The following is a 17,979-nucleotide window of genomic DNA, read 5'->3' as shown; positions in this document are numbered from 1 at the left end:
TGGTCGGTCCTACACCTTGCACGGGGATTTGTAACCCGAGGTGAACACGTGCCCTCCACCACCCTTGGCGCGGGCGGTGGAGGAACGAGCACCTCAGTCCTTGGGCTCGAAATCCAGCGAGGCGCTGTTGATGCAGTAGCGCAGGCCGGTAGGCCCGGGGCCATCGGGAAACACGTGGCCCAGATGGCCATCGCACTTCGCGCAATTGACCTCGGTGCGTACCATGCCATGCGACAGGTCGCGGCGTTCCTCCACGGCGCTGTCCTCAACAGGCGCAGTGTAGCTTGGCCAGCCGCAGCCCGAGTTGAACTTTTCGTCCGAGGCGAACAGCGGCGCCCCGCACCCTGCGCAGGTATAGAGGCCTTCCTGCTTGTTCTTGTCATACTTGCCGGTGAAGGCCCGTTCGGTGCCGGCCTGGCGCAGGACGTGGTACTGCTCAGGCGTCAGACGGTCACGCCATTCGGCTTCGGTGAGTTCGATCTTGTCGGTCATGCAAGGGCTCCTTTGCCCGCAGATATGGGTGGAAATGCGCCGTGATTCCAGAGGTGGCGTCTACTCCAGGCGCTCGGCGGCATAAGGCGTGCCGTCCTTGTGGCAGTACCCTGCCTCGCCGAACTGCATGTCGATGTCGGAATAACCACCCGACCCGTCCGGGTTGCCCGCGCTCACCGCGATGAATGTGCAGTCCTGGTCGCTCTCGTTGACGAGGTGGTGCCCGTCGGTGACGCCCTTCGCCCAGGCGCACACATCGCCGGCGCGCAGGACCGTGCGGCCGCCGTCTTCCACCAGCACCGCCTCGCCGGTCAGCATGACCAGCAATTCGTCCTCGTCGTCGTGCCAGTGGCGCTGGCTGGACCATGCCCCCGGCTTGAGGACGACATGGCTGGCGCCCATCTCGGTCAATCCTCCGGCAGGGGCGAGACGCCGCCACCAGCGGCCCTCCACCGCAGCATCGAAAGGCGCGGGGTAGCCCGTGCGGTTCGACGGCGCGATGGTTTCAATGTCCAGTTTGGGCATATCCCGCGCTGTGCTCCCTATGGTCATGGATAAGGTGTTGTGCGATGGCGCTGGCCTATGTCCCAGACCGCATCCCTCTCCGCAAGCGTCGTCGAACTGGCCGAAGCGCTGATCGCCTGCCCCAGCGTCACCCCCGCCACCGGCATGGTGTTTGACTGCCTTGAGGGCCAGCTTGCCCCGCTCGGCTTCGAGATCACCCGCTTCCTTGCGGGCGAAGCGCCGGACGGGCCGGTGGAGAACCTGTTCGCGGTGCGCCGCGGCCCGGCGGGTTCGCGCCATTTCTCCTTCGCCGGCCACCTCGACGTGGTGCCGCCGGGCGAAGGCTGGACCAGCGGCGCGTTCCTGCCCGAACGGCGCGGAGAACTGCTTTACGGGCGCGGCGCGGTGGACATGAAGGGCTCGATCGCGGCGATGGTCGCCGCAGTGGCGCAGATCCCGGCGGACGCAGGCACGATCAGCTTCATCATCACCGGCGACGAGGAAGGCCCGGCGCGCTTCGGCACCCTCGCCCTCATCGACCTGATGCGCGAAAAGGGGGAAATCCCCGACCTCTGCCTCGTGGGTGAGCCTACTTCGGTGAACCGGCTGGGCGACATGATGAAGGTGGGCCGGCGTGGGTCGGTCAACATCTGGCTTGAGGTCGAAGGCGTGCAGGGCCACGTCGCCTACCCCCACCTTGCCGACAACCCGATCACCAGGCTGGTCGCCATGCTCGCCGAACTGGACGCCATCGTCCTCGATGAAGGCACCGACTGGTTTCAGGCCAGCAACCTTGAGGTCACCGACCTGACCGTGGGCAACCCCGCCACCAACGTCATCCCCGCCAAGGCCAGCGCGCGCATCTCGATCCGCTTCAACGACCTGCACACTGGTGAAGGCCTTGCCAGCCGGGTCACCGAAATCGCGCGGGCCCACGGCGGCTCCGCCCGCGCGGTGATTTCCGGCGAAGCCTTTCTGACCCAGCCCGGCCCCTTTTCAGCCATGCTTTCAGAAGCGATCGAGGCCGAGACCGGCACCACGCCAGAGCTTTCGACCAGCGGCGGCACGTCCGACGCACGTTTCCTGAAAGACCTGTCGCCGGTCATCGAATTCGGCCTGTGCAACGCGACGATGCACAAGCGGGACGAGGCCGTGGCGATCGCCGATCTCGAAACGCTGGTGCGCATCTATACCCGTGTGACCCGGGCGGCGCTCGCCCGGATCTGAACGCTGCCCGCCGATAAGGCAGTCCGGGCCTTACCGGACCGGGAAAAACCGGGCGGAGCGTCGTTGACCGGAGAGGTCACGCTGTTACTCTCCCCCGCAATATCATTGCGAGGGTTCTAATGGGCAAGCGCCTGACGCTTTATATCATCATCGGCATGGTGCTCGGCCTGATCGTCGGCTGGGCAATCCATGCAGGCTTGCCGGCGGGCGATCCGCGGCTGGCGCAGTGGACCGAATATCTCAAACTGCTGCCCGACGTCTTTCTCAAACTGATCAAGATGATCATTGCCCCGCTGGTCTTCGCCACGATCGTCACCGGCATCGCCGGCATGGGCGACAGCGCGGCGCTGGGCCGGATCGGCGGCAAGGCGCTGGCCTGGTTCATCACAGCCAGCCTGACCTCGCTGGCGCTGGGACTGGTGCTGGTCAACCTGTTCCAGCCGGGGGTCGGCGCCGGGCTTGAGCCCAGCGGCGATCTCGGCACGCTGGAGACGAGCGAGCTGACGCTGCACCACTTCATCCTCGAGATCTTCCCGAGCAGCGCCATCGATGCGATGGCCAACAACAATATCCTCCAGATCCTCGTCTTCTCGGTATTCACCGGGGTCGGCCTCACCGCCATCGGTGAAAAAGGCGCGATCATCGTCACCGTCACCGAAGCGCTGGCCGACCTGATGCTGCAGATCACCGGCTACGTGATGCGCTTCGCGCCCTTCGCGGTGTTCGGCGCACTCGCCAGCGTGATCGCGGCGCAGGGCCTGGGCATCATCGTCACCTACGGGGTGCTGGTGACCGAGTTCTATTTCGCGATGCTGCTGCTGTGGGTGCTGCTCTTCCTGGTGGGGGCGGTGTTCCTGCGCGGGCGCGTCATCACCCTGTTCCGCTATATCCGCGAACCGCTGCTGCTCAGCTTCTCGACCGCTTCGTCGGAAGCAAGCCTGCCCAAGCTGTTCGAACAGCTCGACCGCTTTGGCGTGCCGCGCCGTATTTCCGGCTTCATCCTGCCGCTGGGCTACAGCTTCAACCTCGACGGCTCGATGATCTACATGACCTTCGCGTCGATGTTCATCGCGCAGGCCTACGGTATCCATGTGCCGATCGGCTCGCAGATCCTCATGCTGCTGACCTTGATGGTCAGTTCCAAGGGCATCGCCGGGGTGCCGCGCGCCAGCCTCGTGGTGATCGCGGCCACGCTCACCCAGTTCGGCCTGCCGGTCGAAGGCATAGCCCTGCTGCTGGGCGTGGACACCTTCCTCGACATGGGCCGCTCGGCGACCAACGTGGTCGGCAACGCCGTCGCCACAGCCGTCATCACCCGCAGCGAGGGGATGCTGCAGCCACCGTTGGACCCCGACGCGGATGCGCTCCCCTCCCCCAGCCACACAGCTTCCGAGGGGCGCAGGGGCCTGAACATCGACCCGGAGCAATACGAGAGCTGACCTTGATACACGGCGGCCACCACCGCCATCCCGATGACAGCTGGGATGGTGGTGGCAAAGGCCGCTCTTTACCTGGCCAGTTTCACCGGCACGAACGGCGCCAGGCCGCAGCCGGGGCCGCGCTGAAAGCTGCCGCCAAGTTGCTGCAGCGGATAGATGATGTCCTGCCGGCACAGCTGCGACAGCGACGTCTCATACGTAAAGGTATTCGCCGATTTCAGGCCGTTGCACCGGTTCGGCAGCGTCACCCGCCACACCTTGTTCCCCGTCCCGCCGATGAAGTCGATCGTATGATCGTCGCGGATGCGGGTGTTGGAGAACTGGGTCAGCGGCAGACAGTCTCGCGGTTCGCCGATGGCTTCGGCGGCGGGTGAGGGCGCGGGCGTCTCGCCCATCTCACCCTGGGTACACGCGGCCAGGGTCAGAAGCAGCAGGGCTGCGGGTGCCTTGTTCATGGCGTTATCCTCTCATTGCAGGCGGCGAGGCGAAGTGTCTGCCCTTGTGCCCTCACCTGCAAGACGGAGCCGTCAGGCCGCAGCCTTTTTCGTGCCCCGCTCTACCGATTTGTCCTTGAAGGCGCAGAGGTCCACTTCGGGGCAGCGCCAGCACTCGGGCGTGCGCGCCTTGCAGATGTAGCGGCCGTGCAGGATCAGCCAGTGATGCGCGCCGACACGGAAAGGCTGCGGCACCTTCTTCTCAAGCTGCAGTTCGACCGCCAGCGGCGTCTTGCCCTTGGCAAGGCCGGTGCGATTGCCGACGCGGAAGATATGGGTATCGACAGCAAAAGTCTCCGCCCCGAACGCGCAGTTCATCACGACGTTGGCGGTCTTGCGTCCCACGCCCGGCAGTTCGACCATGGCGTCGCGGTCCGCCGGAACCTCGCCGCCGTGCCGGTCGACCAGGATCTGCGAAAGGGCGATGACGTTCTTCGCCTTGGTGTTGAACAGACCGATGGTCTTGATGTGCTGCTTGAGGCCTTCCTCGCCCAGTTCGACCATCTGCGCGGGCGTCTTCACTTCGCGAAACAGGGCCCGCGTCGCCTTGTTGACGCCGACGTCGGTGGACTGCGCGGACAGCGTCACCGCCACCAGCAACTGGTAGGTATTGCCATATTCCAGCTCCGTCTCGGGCGAGGGATTAGCCTCGGCGAGACGGCGGAAGAATTCGAAGACGTCGGCCTTCTTCAAAGACCCAGAACCTCGGGCATCGTGTAGCGGCCGGGGGCCTTCCCGATCAGCCACTGGGCCGCGCGCACAGCGCCCTTGGCGAAGATGCCCCGGTTCTCGGCCAGGTGCGAAAGCGAGAGGCGCTCGTTATCGGCGAGGAAATGCACGGTGTGGTCGCCCGCCACGGTGCCGCCGCGCAGCGCCGCGAAGCCGATGGTGCCCGCCTCGCGCTTGCCGGTGATACCGTCGCGCCCGCGCACCGCGGTGTCGGCGAGCGTGACTTCGCGCCCCTGCGCCGCCGCCTCGCCCAGCAGGATCGCGGTGCCGGACGGCGCGTCCACCTTCATCCGGTGATGTGTTTCGACGATCTCGATATCCCAGTCCTCGCCAAGGCGCGATGCGGCCTCGCGCACGAGGTGGGCGAGCAGGGTGACGCCGAGCGAGGTGTTGCCGGTCTGCAGGACGGGAATGCTCTGGGCGGCGGAATCGATCAGCCAGTGGTGGCGTTCTTCAAGTCCCGTGGTGCCGATGACGATCGGCAGTCCCGCCGCGATCGCCGCATCGAGGTTGCCTTCCAGCGCCCCGGGGCTGGAGAAGTCGATCAGGATATCGGCGTCGCCGGTGATGGCTGAAACGTCACCGCCCTTGTCGACGCCGCCCGCCAGATCTTCGCCCGCATCGGCAATGGCTGCCGCGATCGCCTGGCCCATGCGCCCGTGGCTGCCGATGATTCCGATTCGTGTCACGCAACTATCTCCGCGCGGGCATCATGCTGAACCCCTCGTCCCCGCTCGGGACAAAGCTTGTTTCAGCATCCATCGTGCCCCAAACTCTGCGCAGCGAATGGCGCACAATGGGCCCTGAAACAAGCTTTGTCCCTGCCGGGGAAGAAGGGTCCAGGGTGACGAACAGGAAATCCGATGCCCGATATCCGCAAGATCGTTATCCTCACCGGCGCGGGCATTTCCGCCGAGAGCGGGATCGACACCTTCCGCGCCGAAGGCGGACTGTGGGAGCAGCACCGCGTCGAGGACAGGTAAAGAGTAGTATTCACAAGGGAATTGTCGTGACGGCGCTGCGATGCGGGCATTCTTCGCAAAACCGCCGTTCCCGAGCCGGTCGCTTTTGGACGTGACCACGTTATCCACGGCTATCAGGTCGGGTGTTCTCCATCACTTTTTCGCAATCTCACTGGCCATTTGCCAAGGGAACTTGCGGTAAATTGCATAGCAAACCGCGACCATGACGGCCCAACATGCCAAACAATCGACTACGAACATCAGTTGAACCGTGCCCTTTGATGGAAGCTCGGTTACGGCGGCGCGAGCGCGCATAAGATATACCAATGACAGATTGGCCGTGGTGATAGCCGCCACTGTCCACCAGTACCAAGCTGACCGCCGTAAACGCCAGAAAGGGGCCACTGCAAAGCCTATCGCGAGCGCGCAGCCGGACAGCCAGAAGTACTGACTAGCATAACCCTGCTCGCCGACGATGATGAGCCCGAAGAACCATGTTACAAACGAGCCAAGACCGACGAGTGCCTTCTTCCACCGAGCCATCAAATTTGAGCGCCTGCTAGATCCTTTCCTCAACTCCCCTTGTCCCGAGGATCTGTCAACACGCCAGAGGTGGCCCAAGCCGCACCAGAACCAAGATGCAAACGGCAGCTAGCCACCCCCTTACGGACGGAAGCGGCCTGTCGGTCCCGTTATGAAATCGGCTATATCGGCATCCATGGCCACCATCCCAAACATCGTGATTCTAACTGGAGCAGGCATTTCCGCCGAAAGTGGGATCGACACGTTTCGTAGTGCAGGCGGTCTATGGGAAAGCTATGCCGTAGAGGACGTGGCCACTCCCGAAGCCTTCGAGCGCGACCCGGACCTCGTGTTGGGCTTCTACGACATGCGGCGAGAGGCGATCCAGACCAAAACCCCCAACGCCGCCCACATGGCGCTGGCCAGGCTGGACCGCGAATGGGGCAAAGATCTGCTGATCGTTACCCAGAACCTCGACGACCTGCACGAGCGCGCCGGGGCCAGCCGCGTCCTGCACATGCACGGCGAACACCTGAGCGTCTGGTGCACCGCCTGCGATGCCCGCTCGCGCTGGAAGGAAACGCTGATCGAGCGCCCGCCCTGCCCGGAATGCGGCGAACCGGCACTACGCCCCGACATCGTGTGGTTCGGGGAGATGCCCTACCGGATGGATGAAATCTTCGAAGCGCTGCACGAGGCCGACCTGTTCGTCTCGATCGGCACCTCGGGCGCGGTCTATCCCGCCGCCGGTTTCGTTCGCAATGCCCGCGAGCTGGGCGCGGCGACGCTGGAACTCAACCTGGAGCCCAGCCAGGGAACAGGATGGTTCGACGAGGCGCGCCACGGCCCGGCCACGCAAATAGTGTCGCAATGGGTCGAAGAAATGCTTAATCCTTCCCGGTGACCGGGGATCGGTTGCAAGCCTTGCAGGCCGGGTCCTTGGCGATCTTCAGCGGACGCATCGAGGGCGCCATCCCGTCGATGAGGTGCAGCGTGCCGAACTGCGGCTCGCCGAAAGCGGCGTGACCGGCCAGCAGCACCCGCATCGCCTGCATCGCGGCAAACGTACCGACCATGCCGACCATCGCGCCCAGCACCCCGTCGGCAGCGCAGGTGTCGCAGTCCACCGCATCGAAGGCATCGCCCACGAAGCAGCGGTAGCAGGCCTGGCCCGGCAAGTGCCCGGCAAAATTCGCAACCTGCCCCTGAAACCGGCCGATCGCCGCGCTGGTGAGCGGGATGCCCAGTTCCACACAGGTATCTGACACCAGCAGCCGAGTCGCGAAGTTGTCACAGCCGTCCAGTACGAGGTCCGCGCCGGAAAGCACCTCGTGCGCGTTACCAGTCCCCATTCGCGCGATCACGGGTTCGACCTTCAGGCCAAGATCAAAACGCCGCACCCATTCGGCTGCCGTTTCCGCCTTGGGCCTGCCGACATCCGATGGCGTATAAATCGTCTGGCGCTGAAGGTTGCTGATGTCGATGACGTCATCGTCCACCAGGGTCAGTCGGCCTATGCCGGCTGCAGCGAGGTATTGCAGGGAAGGACTGCCTATCCCGCCGCAGCCGACAAGCACCACATGCGCGTCCGACAAAGCCACCTGACCTGTACCGCCCACTTCGGGCAGCACGATATGCCGGGCGAATCGCGCCAGACGGTCCGTAGTAAGGCTCATGGTTCGGACGTGTCCTCGGGGAGCCGCTCCTTGACGAAGCCATGCATGCCAAACCACCACTGCAGCGCGATGACGCCGCCCTTGGCCGGTTGCAACATCCCCAGCATCATCACCAGCGCCAGCGGCACCAGGATCGCCATCATTGCCACCGGCCCCAGTTCGAAATCGAGCGAGAGCATGATGATCAGGGGCGCCATCAGGTGCCCGGTGACGATCATGGCGATGTAGGCGGGAAAGTCGTCCGCGCGCTGCGGCGTCAGGTCCAGCGCGCAGACCGGGCAGCGCTCAAGCGGCTTGAGCCACTTGCGAAATAGCCCTCCCCGCTCGCAGCGCGGGCAGCGGCCGCGAATGCCGCGCAGAAGGGCTTGTCCGAAAGTGGCGGGAATCATCGAGCCAGCGCCTACAGCATGTGCGCCAAGGGGTGAAGCGGCAAAGGGACGGAAAGCAAGCGCCCGCCCCATGTCCGGCGCATCAGGATCCGGTTACGTGAACCTGATTGCGTCCCGCGTTCTTGGCGGCATAGAGGGCTGCATCGGCCTGCTTCGTAGCGTCGCCCAGCTGCGCGAACGTACGCACCGGTGCAAGGCCGCAGGAGAACGTCACCGCCCGGTCCTCGACGCCGAGCCCGGTGTCGAGCGCGACGGTGGCGCGCAGACGCTCCATGACCAACCGCGCTTCGTCGAGCGTGGTGTCGGGCAGCAGCACCGCGAATTCCTCACCGCCCCAGCGCGCACAGATATCGCTGCGGCGCAGGTAATCCTCGATCTTGCGGGCGAGCGATTGGAGCAGCTGGTCGCCGGTATCGTGGCCGTACTCGTCATTGATCGACTTGAAGTGATCGATGTCGATGATGGCCAGGACCGCATTGCTCCGGCCACGCAGGACCTGTTCCGCCGAATCGAGGAAACCGCGCCGATTGCGGATGCCGGTCAGCGGATCGCGTTCGGCGGCATCGACCAGTTGTTCGATCCGGGCCGCAGTCTCGTTGGCGGCCATGGTCACACCGGTAAGCAGCCGGCCGACGAGATCCGCGCCGCCCGCGGGGACGACGGGGATGCGCTCGCCGTTCTGGATCGCGGCGAGCATGGCCGTCGCCTCGCCGATCGGGGCAAGGAGCGCATGGATCGCGGCAAGGCCGAGGCCCGTGCCTACCAACGTGGCGGCCAGCAGCGTCAGCAAGGTGGCCGGCTGCCATTGCCCGGTTATCGCCTGAAGGACGATGCAGGCGATCAGAGGGATGTGAACTGCGCCAAAGCAGAAGAACAGGACCCGCCGCTCATAACTGCGGGGGAAGAGAAATGCCGTGGCCTTGTAGAAGCGCATGGGGGGATGCCTTCTTTCCGTAAAATGAGAATGAAATTCGAAACTTGCATTTGACGCTACCGAAAGGGGCTTATCGAAGTGTTAACTTGTGCGCCGATCCGGCCGATCCTGGCTATGAGCGGCAAGGCAATGGCGCATTGCTTGTCCTGGTCCGGTATCCGGGCATGCAATCGTTTTCACGTTTTCCGAACCGAGGGCGCCCACACCGGGGCGCATGCCGGCCGCGATTCACAAAGAAACAGGGGCCGAAGGCATGATACCCTCGGCCCCTGTGGGCAACTTTGTGAATGAACCCGGCACAAGTCCGGGAGAACTCAACTTTCCAGCTGGCGCAGCAGCGAACGCACGTCGCCGTCCATGTCCGCGTCGCGGGTGCGCAGTTCCTCGATCAGACGAACCGCATGGATCACCGTCGAGTGGTCACGTCCGCCGAACTTGCGGCCGATCTCGGGGTATGAGCGCGGGGTCAGCACCTTGGCGAGATACATCGCGACCTGACGCGGGCGCACCACGGCGCGGGCGCGGCGCTTCGAACTCATCTCGGTGCGGTCGATGCGGTAGAACTGGCAGACCGTGCGCTGGATCTCGTCGATCGTGATGCGGCGGCGGTTGGCCGAGAGAATGTCGGTAAGCTGTTCTTCCGCCAGCTGGAGCGACACGGCCTGACCGGTCAACTGGGCGTAAGCGATCAGCTTGTTGAGACCGCCGACCAGTTCACGCACGTTGCGATTGATGGTCCGGGCCAGGAATTCGATGACGTCGGCAGGCACCTGGACCGAGGCGAAGCGGGTGAGGCGGCTTTCCAGGATCGAGCGGCGCAGTTCGATGTCGGCCGGCAGGATATCGGCGACGAGGCCCATCGACAGGCGCGAGAGCAGGCGCGGTTCCACCCCGTCGAGCGCCTGGGGCGCACGGTCGGCGGCGAAGACCAGACGCTTGCCTTCCTGCAGCAAGGCATCGATCGTGTAGAGAAGTTCTTCCTGCGCCGAAGCCTTGCCGATGATGAACTGGATGTCGTCCACCAGCAGCAGGTCGAAGCCGCGCAGGCGCGACTTGAACTCGATCATCTGGTTCTGGCGCAGCGCCTGGACGAACTCGACCATGAAACGCTCGGCCGAGCAGTAGAAGATGCGCGCATGCGGGTGGCTGGCCAGATAGGCATGGCCGATCGCATGCAGCAGGTGCGTCTTGCCCTGGCCGGTAGCGGCCTTGAGGTAAAGCGGCGAGAACTGCGGCGTTTCCGGGGCGGACATGCGCTGCGCGGCATTGCAGGCCAGCACGTTGGACGTGCCGGTCACGAAGCTGGTGAAGGTCTGCGAAGCGTCGATGCCGGCAGGGCCCTGGCCCAGCGAGGCGAAGGCTTCACCGGCCAGTGCGGCGGCGAGCGGGTCCGAGGAACCGATGGCTGAATCGTTGGCAGGCGCGCTTGACGGACGGCCGCCGTTGCCCAGACGCAGTTCGGGCAACTGGCGGCGGCCCGGATGGACCAGGATGCGCACGTGGCGCACGTCGGGGCGGGCGATCTTCCATGCCAGCGACAGCCGGTCGGCGAATCGGTCCGTTACCCAGTTGGCCGAGAATTCGGTCGGCAGGTACAGGTCGAGCGTGCCGGTTTCCCCGCAGTATGTACCCGGCTGGATCGGCTTGATCCACTGGCTATGCGCCTGATGGCCCAGGTCCTTGCGCAGGCCCTGGCTGATGTCAGCCCAGTCCGCCGCCAGATTAACGGCCTCCTGATCTTCTTCGACCGCCACTCGCACCACCTTGGACTTCCTGTTCACACTGTTCACACCTTGATCGGCCCCGCTGCTGACCGCGGGGAGATTCACCTGGGAAGCGTTCACCGAAGGCTGACCTGTTGACGTATTTGACACCGGTCGAACCCCCTAGCCCGCTTGAATACCCACGTGGTTGCGAGAGCAAGGGACGCCCCAGCGATGGCCGCCATACAGGAGAGGAAGGGTAAGCCTTCCCCCAACCGTGAACGCATGTCCACGGCTGTCTATCCAGACGCTATCGCTGATTCCCCGGCCAGTTCCGCAACTGCCGAGCGCCCTTTTAGGAAGGCCTTTGCCTCGCAGGCAAGACGGCGCTCCCCAAATAAATAAAATTATGGCTGTTGACTCAACGGGACCCCGCCGAAATCCGTCGCCGAACTGTAATGTGCTTTAATTTCAGAATGTTCCGCGCTGCAGCGCGCCGAATCGCAGCTTTTCCGTGCGTTTACCCGGAGCATTGCTGCACTGCGGTAAAAACAAGAACGGAGCCGAGGTCGATGACCCCGGCTCCGTTCTTGTTCCGTACTCAGGCCGGCCAACTGGCGACCTACCCGATACTGCGAATCACCTTCTGCAAAAGCAGAAGCGCCGACTCAGAGCGCAGCGACGCGCTTGGTCAGGCGCGACAGCTTGCGCGACGCGGTGTTCTTGTGAAGCACGCCGCGGGCAACGCCGCGTGCCAGCTCGGGCTGTGCAGCCTTGAGCGCGTCGGCCGCTGCGGTCTTGTCACCACCCTCGAGAGCGGCTTCGACCTTCTTGACGAAGGAACGAATGCGGCTGACGCGGTTGGTATTGATCTCGGCGCGGCGATCGTTGCGACGGATGCGCTTGCGGGCTTGCGGCGTATTGGCCATCGAATTTCCTCTGTCTGGCCGCCCAACTGGTGGGAACGCGGCCCTATGCCTAACGAATCTACTCTTGGCGAGCGGACTCGCCGGAAAGCGCGGCCCTTACCGATGAAGGGCGTTCCCGTCAACCCGGACGAGCCGGTCCAAAGCCCCTATTTCTGGCATTTGCGGCACCAGAAGGTACTTCGCCCGCCCTGAACGAAGCGTAGAATCGGCTCGCCGCACGAGCACGGATCGCCTTCGCGGCCATAGACCTGCCAGGCTGCGGCAAAGTACCCCAGTTCGCCATTGGGCTGCGCATAATCGCGAATGGTGGAGCCACCGGCCGCAATCGATTCGCTCAATACGGCCTGGATCACCGGCACCAGACGGGTGAGCGCGGGCAGTGTAACCCGCCCCGCCGCCATATCCGGGCGGATACCGGCCCGGAACAGCGCCTCGCATACGTAGATATTGCCAAGCCCGGCGACGATCGTCTGGTCGAGCAGCATCTGCTTGATCGGCGCGGTTCGCCCCGCGAAGGCGCTGCGCAGGTGCCGGGCAGTCAGCCCTTCGCCCAGCGGTTCGGGCCCGAGCGAGGCGAACGGTCCCCACGCCTCAAGCCCTTCGGTGGGCGCCAGGTCGACAGAGCCGAACCGCCGCGCGTCGTTGAGCGCCAGGACGTGGCCGCTGCCCGTCTCGAGCACAAGGTGATCGTGCTTGTCGGGAGTATCGGGTTCGATTCGCCAGCGCCCCGACATGCCGAGGTGGAAGACCATGGTCTGGTCACGGTCGGTGTGGATCAGACCGTATTTCGCGCGTCGCCCCATGCCGGTCACTTTCGCCCCGGTCAGCACCTGGACGAGATCGGGTGGGAACGGCCGGCGCAGGTCCGCGCGGTTGAGCGAGACGCGGGCGATTCGCTCGCCCTCGAGAAAGCGCGCAAGCCCGCGCACGGTGGTTTCGACTTCTGGAAGCTCTGGCATCGTGAGAGGGAGATAGGAGGTCTCAACCGCCGCGCCAATGGACGCCGTTCCGGGGCGCGCGCTTTAAAGCAGGTGCCCGGTGCGGTCGCGCTTGGTGTCGAGGTAGCGGGCGTTGTGCGGGTTGGGCGGCAGCCGGTGCGGCACGCGCTCGATCACATCGACGCCCACGCCCTGCAGCGCCGCGACTTTGGCGGGGTTGTTGGTCATCAGGCGAACCGCATGCACGCCCAGCAGGTCCAGCATCCGCGCCGCCACCGGGAAATCGCGGGCCTCGGTCGGCAGACCGAGGCGGTTGTTGGCATCGACCGTGTCGTAGCCCATGTCCTGCAGACGGTAAGCGCGCAGCTTGTTGACCAGGCCGATGCCCCTGCCCTCCTGCCGCAGGTAGAGCAGCACGCCCCACCCCCCCTGCGCCGCCTCATCCGCCATCGCCCGCAGGCTGGCGTCGAGCTGCGGGCCGCAATCGCATTTGAGGCTGCCGAGGATATCGCCGGTGAGGCACTCGGAATGGAGGCGCACCAGCGGCGCCCGGTCACCGTCCTGCGTGCCGATGACCAGCGCGACATGTTCGCGCAGATCGTCGAGCGCGCGGAAGGCGACGATCTCCGCCGTCTCGCAGGCGGCAACCGGCAGATGGGCGCGGCTGGCGATCTCGAGACGGGCGGTGTCCTTCCACTCGGCAAGGTCGGCGGGGGAGACCACCTGCACTTCGCCGTCCAGCACCGGGGCGACGAGGTAGGCCGGCAATATCCCTGCGAGCCGCGCCAGTTCCATCGCCGTGCGCGCGGCTTCGAGGTCGTCGATGGGCTGCGCCGCGAACGGGCCCTTCATCGGGTGGACCAGATCGAGCGCGGGATCGGCCACGGCGCGCGCGGTTTCGAGGTCGAAAGGCGCGGCGGCACGTATCAGCACCGGCGCCTCGGGCACGGCGGCCTCGCGCTGGTTGGCCAGTTTCAGCGTCACCGCCCGCGCCGCCGAGATCAACATGCGCGGGGCGGTGACGCCGGCCGCAAAGCCGGTCTCGGCGGGAAGCAGCACTTCGCCGCCCTCAACGCGAATCGGCCAGCCGTGGCGCAGCGCATCAAGCGCCAGCGCGACGCGGCGGGCACCGGCCGAGGGCAGGCCCGCGCTCAGAGTTCGAACTCCGTGACGAGCGGGATATGGTCGCTGGGCTGCTCCCAGCGGCGGGTCTCCTCGACGAAGTGGTGGCCGCGCGCCTGCAGTGCCAGATCGGGCGAAGCCCACATGTGATCGAGGCGGCGGCCCTGGTCCTTCTCGCGCCAGTAGCTGCGGTAGGACCACCAGGAATAGTTGCGTTCGGGCGCGGGAATGAAGTGGCGGCCCATGTCGACCCAGCCATGCGCGTCCTGGAAGCGCTTCAGCGTCTCGACCTCCAGCGGCGTGTGGCTGACGACCTTGAGCAATGCCTTGTGATTGTAGACGTCTGATTCGAGAGGGGCGATGTTGAAGTCGCCCACGATCAGGGTCGGACGGTCGACCTTTTCAGCCCAGCGGGTCATGCGCTCCAGGAAGTCCAGCTTCTGGCCGAACTTGGCGTTCACCTCGCGATCGGCAACGTCGCCGCCGGCGGGGATGTAGACGTTCTCCAGGATCATGCCCTGACCGGGGCCGAGCAGTTCCACACCGATATGGCGGGCCTCGCCGTTGTCCTGCCAGTCGTACTTGGAGAAGTCCCGGAACGGCACTTTCGAAACGGTGGCGACGCCGTGGTAGCCCTTCTGGCCGTGGATGGCGCGGTGCGTATAGCCCAGCCGCTCGAACATCTCGTGCGGGAACAGGGATTCGGCGACCTTGATCTCCTGCAGGCACAGCACGTCAGGCGCCTGCTCGGTGAGGAGACGCTCGACCTGGTCGATACGCAGACGGACGGAGTTGATGTTCCAGGTGGCGATTTTCATGGCGCTGGCTTTAAGCACCCGGTTCGGGAAATGCCAGAGGGGGCCGCAGCGCTCCCAGACGGGGAGCCCTGAGGCAGGCAACAGAAAACCCTCGAGCCGGGGGCAGAGGCTCGAGGGTTCCTGTAAGCGTTCGTCACGCTAGTATCAAAGCGGCCACTCAGGAGGCGCGGGCAACAGGGGGGAAACCCGCCTCAAAGCCGCTCTGACAACACCTATGTAGGATGGATTGCCTTGCTGCCAAGTGAACGAAAGTCAGAAAACTGTCGCTGTTTGTCGCTAAGAGCGCACAACCTGCGCCGACCCGTTCCAAGCCGGCGACGAGTGCGTTAACGACGATTGCGAGGACGCGGATCGTTCCAGCGAAAATCATTATCGGTAACCGGTACGCCGTAGCGCTGATTCGATAGCGAGATGGTGGTGCGCTTGTTCTGCGAATCGAGCGAAACCCAGTAGGTCAGTTCCAGTCCCCCCGGCGCGGAGGCCTTGCGCTGGAAGATCAGCGTGATGACCCCGTATTCGGGATGAGTGCTATCGCGCACTTCGATGCTGATGACATTGGGATTGCCAGTCGGCAACACGCGGCCAAACCTGGCGACATCGCGCTTGGGATCCAGCAGCGCGCCCAGCGGGCTGTTGCTGATCGGCCAGCGCTGCACCTGGCGCACGTCGTAATCGATAAGGGTCAGGGCCTTGCCGTCGCCGACGATGAGCATGTTGGCGCTCTTCTCGTACTGGAAACGGATCTTACCGGGCCGCTTGAGTGTCAGCACGCCGTTCACGGACTGACCAGAACGGTCGGTCTGGACGAAGTTGGCCTTCAGACTGTCGATCGCGCGCAGCGCCTCGACGGCCTGTGCCAGCTGCTTCGCATCGGCAGGTTCGGCTGCGAGAGCCGGCTGCGAAAGCGCGAGAGCCGGAATGGAAAGCGCGGCCAAAGCGGCCGCGCTCACACAGGATCGAAAGGTTTTCATGGTACGGTTCATGGCTTCCCCATTGGGTCCACAGCCTTGAACCGACCGTGAACCTTACTTGATCTTGGCTTCCTTGAACTCGACATGCTTGCGCACGACGGGATCGTACTTGGAGAAGCTCATCTTCTCGGTGGTGTTCCGGGGATTCTTCTTCGTAACGTAGAAAAATCCGGTGTCGGCGGTCGAGACCAGACGGATCTTGACGGTTGCGGGCTTCGCCATGGCGGTTCCTGTACTCTCTAAGTTTCAGCCGCCCTGGCAGGCCGGCGTTTAAACAATACCACGAGGGCGGCATATGCATGCTGCCCTGCAAGGCTGCGGCCCATGCAGAATCGGCCCCGCAAAGTCAAGCACCGGACGCCGATTCAAGGCATCGGAAACGACTCGATAGGCTCAAGAACGCCGAATTTCTCGCGGCGGAGCTTTCCTTTGAGCGGCGGCAGGTCAACTTCCGGCGCTTCGAGGCCCGTGTCGGGCAAACGATCGAGAAAGTCGCGAATCAGGGTTAGGCGTCCTCGCTTCTGGTCGTTGAAGTCCACCAGCGTCCAGGGCGCATGGGCCGTGTGGCTGCCCTTGAGCATCGCTTCGCGCGCCAGCGTGTACTCATCATACTTCTCCCGCGCGGCGATATCGATGGGCGAGAGCTTCCAGCGCTTGAGCGGGTCATCGGCGCGTTCGGCAAGTCGTTCCTCCTGCTTCTCCTGGTCGCAGGAGAGCCAGTACTTGAACAGCAGAATGCCGTCGTCGACGAGCGCCTTCTCGAACAGCGGGGCATGATGCAGGAAGGCCTCGACCTGGGCATGGTCGGCATAGCCCATCACCCGCTCCACCCCGGCACGGTTGTACCACGAGCGATCGAACAGCACGATCTCTCCACGCGCCGGCAGATGGGGTACGTACCGCTGAAAGTACCATTCCCCCTGCTCGCGCTCGCTCGGCGCGGCGAGCGCGACCGTGCGGCACTGGCGGGGATTGAGCTGGCCGGACAACGCCTTGATCGCGCCGCCCTTGCCAGCAGTATCGCGCCCTTCGAACAGGACAAGGACACGGGCCGCGGTTTTCTGCGCCCAGCGTGCCATGGCGACCAGTTCCTCCTCCATGGGCTCGAGAAGCTTCTCGTAGTCCTTGCGGTGGAGCTTGTCGGCGACGCTTTTATCTTTGCCGCTACCCATGTGTCAGACCCTCGACAAAAGGAACAGCGCCAGGGCTCCGGCACAGATGCGATACCACGCGAACGGCGCGAAACCGGACTTGCTGACGAAGGCCATGAACGCCTTGATGACGACCAGCGCCACCACGAAGGAAACGAAGAAGCCGATGGCGATCTCGCTCCAGCCCACAACCCCGGTGCCCGCCATCAGTTCCTCGCGCGCGCCCAGCAGTTCCAGCGTGGTTGCCCCGACCATCGTGGGAACCGCAAGGAAGAAGCTGAATTCGGCGGCGGTGCGGCGCTCGACGCCCATCGCCAGCGCGCCCATGATCGTCGCGCCGGAACGGCTGACGCCCGGCACCATCGCGAGGCACTGCGCAAGGCCGACGCCGAGGCACTGCTTCGCGGGCAGTTCGGCGACGCCCGTCAGCGGGCCGGGCTTGGCGATCTTCTCGACGCCGAGGATGGCGAAGCCGCCGATTATCAACGCCCAGGCGACCACAGCCGGTTCACCCAGCAGGGCGTCAATGTAGTGCTTGAGAAGCAGGCCGAGAATGGCCGACGGGATGAAGGCCAGCAGCACATTGCGCACGAAGCGGATCGATGTGGGATTGAGCTTCAGAAGCCCGGTGCCAACGGCCCAGAAGGTACGCCAGAACTGCACGATCACAGCCAGGATCGCGCCCAGCTGGATGACGATGTTGAACGTCGCCCATTGGCTGGAATCGTAACCGAACAGGCGGGTGGCAAGGATGAGATGGCCGGTCGAAGAGACGGGCAGGAACTCGGTGAGGCCCTCGACAATGCCGAGGAGGATCGCGGTGAAAGTAAGGTCCATGGGCGAAAGGTCATGCCGGATGGACAGGTCAAGTCAACCGGGCACGTGCCGCGATGCGGAATTTTGCCGGGCATCGAAAACACCGGCACCGCGAGGCCCACCCCGCCGCCGCCAACTCGTCTGAATGGCGGGGTGGGCCTGC

Annotated in this window: 21 protein-coding genes and 1 pseudogene; 4 read left to right on the top strand and 18 right to left on the bottom strand. The window is 64.6% G+C overall.

Annotated elements, in window-relative coordinates:
- Window positions 1-93: 93 nt before the first annotated feature.
- Window positions 94-492: a peptide-methionine (R)-S-oxide reductase MsrB gene (gene msrB, locus V474_RS15205; protein WP_059152320.1), complete on the bottom strand. Its 399-nt coding sequence runs from the start codon at window positions 490-492 to the stop codon at window positions 94-96.
- Window positions 493-552: 60 nt separating this feature from the next.
- On the bottom strand, window positions 553-1,017 hold the full coding sequence (locus V474_RS15200) for a cupin domain-containing protein (protein WP_059152319.1): 465 nt from the start codon (window positions 1,015-1,017) through the stop codon (window positions 553-555).
- A 57-nt stretch (window positions 1,018-1,074) separates the two neighbouring features.
- Between V474_RS15200 and dapE the strand changes: the two genes are divergently transcribed.
- Complete coding sequence (gene dapE / locus V474_RS15195; RefSeq protein WP_059152318.1) at window positions 1,075-2,223, top strand: succinyl-diaminopimelate desuccinylase; 1,149 nt, start codon at window positions 1,075-1,077, stop codon at window positions 2,221-2,223.
- A gap of 119 nt (window positions 2,224-2,342) precedes the next feature.
- Window positions 2,343-3,662 (top strand): dicarboxylate/amino acid:cation symporter, encoded by a 1,320-nt coding sequence (locus V474_RS15190; protein ID WP_059152317.1) that lies wholly within the window; start codon window positions 2,343-2,345, stop codon window positions 3,660-3,662.
- Window positions 3,663-3,730: 68 nt separating this feature from the next.
- Here the strand turns inward: V474_RS15190 and V474_RS15185 are convergent, their stop codons facing one another.
- From V474_RS15185 to dapB, 3 genes are all read right to left on the bottom strand, one after another.
- Window positions 3,731-4,117: a hypothetical protein gene (locus V474_RS15185; RefSeq protein WP_059152316.1), complete on the bottom strand. Its 387-nt coding sequence runs from the start codon at window positions 4,115-4,117 to the stop codon at window positions 3,731-3,733.
- Window positions 4,118-4,189: 72 nt separating this feature from the next.
- A complete protein-coding gene (nth, locus tag V474_RS15180) occupies window positions 4,190-4,849 on the bottom strand; it encodes an endonuclease III (protein ID WP_043972349.1) in 660 nt (219 codons plus the stop codon).
- Window positions 4,846-5,574, bottom strand: a complete 729-nt coding sequence (dapB, locus tag V474_RS15175; RefSeq protein WP_059152315.1) for a 4-hydroxy-tetrahydrodipicolinate reductase — start codon at window positions 5,572-5,574, stop codon at window positions 4,846-4,848. The genes nth and dapB overlap by 4 nt, the downstream gene beginning before the upstream one ends.
- Before the next feature lie 174 nt (window positions 5,575-5,748).
- Between dapB and V474_RS24980 the strand changes: the two are divergent.
- Window positions 5,749-5,862: pseudogene (locus V474_RS24980) on the top strand (Sir2 family NAD-dependent protein deacetylase); the annotation flags it as partial.
- A gap of 138 nt (window positions 5,863-6,000) precedes the next feature.
- Here V474_RS24980 and V474_RS15170 read toward each other — a convergent pair.
- Window positions 6,001-6,390: a hypothetical protein gene (locus V474_RS15170; RefSeq protein ID WP_059152314.1), complete on the bottom strand. Its 390-nt coding sequence runs from the start codon at window positions 6,388-6,390 to the stop codon at window positions 6,001-6,003.
- Window positions 6,391-6,565: 175 nt separating this feature from the next.
- Here V474_RS15170 and V474_RS15165 point away from each other — a divergent pair, with 175 nt between their 5' ends.
- Complete coding sequence (locus V474_RS15165) at window positions 6,566-7,273, top strand: NAD-dependent deacylase (protein ID WP_059152313.1); 708 nt, start codon at window positions 6,566-6,568, stop codon at window positions 7,271-7,273.
- Here the strand turns inward: V474_RS15165 and V474_RS15160 are convergent.
- From V474_RS15160 to V474_RS15105, 12 genes are all read right to left on the bottom strand, one after another.
- Complete coding sequence (locus V474_RS15160; RefSeq protein WP_059152312.1) at window positions 7,257-8,045, bottom strand: HesA/MoeB/ThiF family protein; 789 nt, start codon at window positions 8,043-8,045, stop codon at window positions 7,257-7,259. The two genes, V474_RS15165 and V474_RS15160, sit on opposite strands and share 17 nt — an antisense overlap.
- Window positions 8,042-8,434, bottom strand: a complete 393-nt coding sequence (locus tag V474_RS15155; RefSeq protein ID WP_059152311.1) for a DUF983 domain-containing protein — start codon at window positions 8,432-8,434, stop codon at window positions 8,042-8,044. Before V474_RS15155 ends, V474_RS15160 begins: the two co-directional genes overlap by 4 nt.
- 82 nt (window positions 8,435-8,516) lie before the next feature.
- Entirely contained in the window at window positions 8,517-9,368 is an 852-nt protein-coding gene (locus V474_RS15150) for a GGDEF domain-containing protein (protein WP_059152310.1), read from the bottom strand.
- Window positions 9,369-9,682: 314 nt separating this feature from the next.
- Complete coding sequence (gene dnaA, locus V474_RS15145; RefSeq protein ID WP_148649413.1) at window positions 9,683-11,149, bottom strand: chromosomal replication initiator protein DnaA; 1,467 nt, start codon at window positions 11,147-11,149, stop codon at window positions 9,683-9,685.
- 590 nt (window positions 11,150-11,739) lie between these two features.
- A complete protein-coding gene (gene rpsT, locus V474_RS15140) occupies window positions 11,740-12,000 on the bottom strand; it encodes a 30S ribosomal protein S20 (RefSeq protein ID WP_043972368.1) in 261 nt (86 codons plus the stop codon).
- A gap of 146 nt (window positions 12,001-12,146) precedes the next feature.
- On the bottom strand, window positions 12,147-12,959 hold the full coding sequence (gene mutM, locus V474_RS15135; protein ID WP_059152309.1) for a bifunctional DNA-formamidopyrimidine glycosylase/DNA-(apurinic or apyrimidinic site) lyase: 813 nt from the start codon (window positions 12,957-12,959) through the stop codon (window positions 12,147-12,149).
- 63 nt (window positions 12,960-13,022) lie between these two features.
- On the bottom strand, window positions 13,023-14,141 hold the full coding sequence (ribA, locus tag V474_RS15130) for a GTP cyclohydrolase II (protein WP_082699835.1): 1,119 nt from the start codon (window positions 14,139-14,141) through the stop codon (window positions 13,023-13,025).
- On the bottom strand, window positions 14,090-14,878 hold the full coding sequence (xth, locus tag V474_RS15125; protein ID WP_059152308.1) for an exodeoxyribonuclease III: 789 nt from the start codon (window positions 14,876-14,878) through the stop codon (window positions 14,090-14,092). Before xth ends, ribA begins: the two co-directional genes overlap by 52 nt.
- Before the next feature lie 326 nt (window positions 14,879-15,204).
- Entirely contained in the window at window positions 15,205-15,861 is a 657-nt protein-coding gene (locus V474_RS15120; protein ID WP_059152307.1) for a LolA family protein, read from the bottom strand.
- Window positions 15,862-15,903: 42 nt separating this feature from the next.
- Window positions 15,904-16,071: a 50S ribosomal protein L33 gene (gene rpmG, locus V474_RS15115; protein ID WP_007688317.1), complete on the bottom strand. Its 168-nt coding sequence runs from the start codon at window positions 16,069-16,071 to the stop codon at window positions 15,904-15,906.
- A gap of 143 nt (window positions 16,072-16,214) precedes the next feature.
- The gene (gene ppk2 / locus V474_RS15110) at window positions 16,215-17,021 is read right to left on the bottom strand and encodes a polyphosphate kinase 2 (RefSeq protein ID WP_059152306.1); all 807 of its coding nucleotides are present in this window, start codon (window positions 17,019-17,021) and stop codon (window positions 16,215-16,217) included.
- A 3-nt stretch (window positions 17,022-17,024) separates the two neighbouring features.
- Window positions 17,025-17,837, bottom strand: a complete 813-nt coding sequence (locus V474_RS15105; protein WP_059152305.1) for an undecaprenyl-diphosphate phosphatase — start codon at window positions 17,835-17,837, stop codon at window positions 17,025-17,027.
- Window positions 17,838-17,979: the final 142 nt, after the last annotated feature.

The sequence above is a fragment of the Novosphingobium barchaimii LL02 genome, assembly GCF_001046635.1.
Taxonomy (GTDB): Bacteria; Pseudomonadota; Alphaproteobacteria; order Sphingomonadales; family Sphingomonadaceae; genus Novosphingobium; species Novosphingobium barchaimii.
Note: the sequence above shows the minus strand (reverse complement) of the source record. Positions and strands in the feature narration are given on the sequence as shown.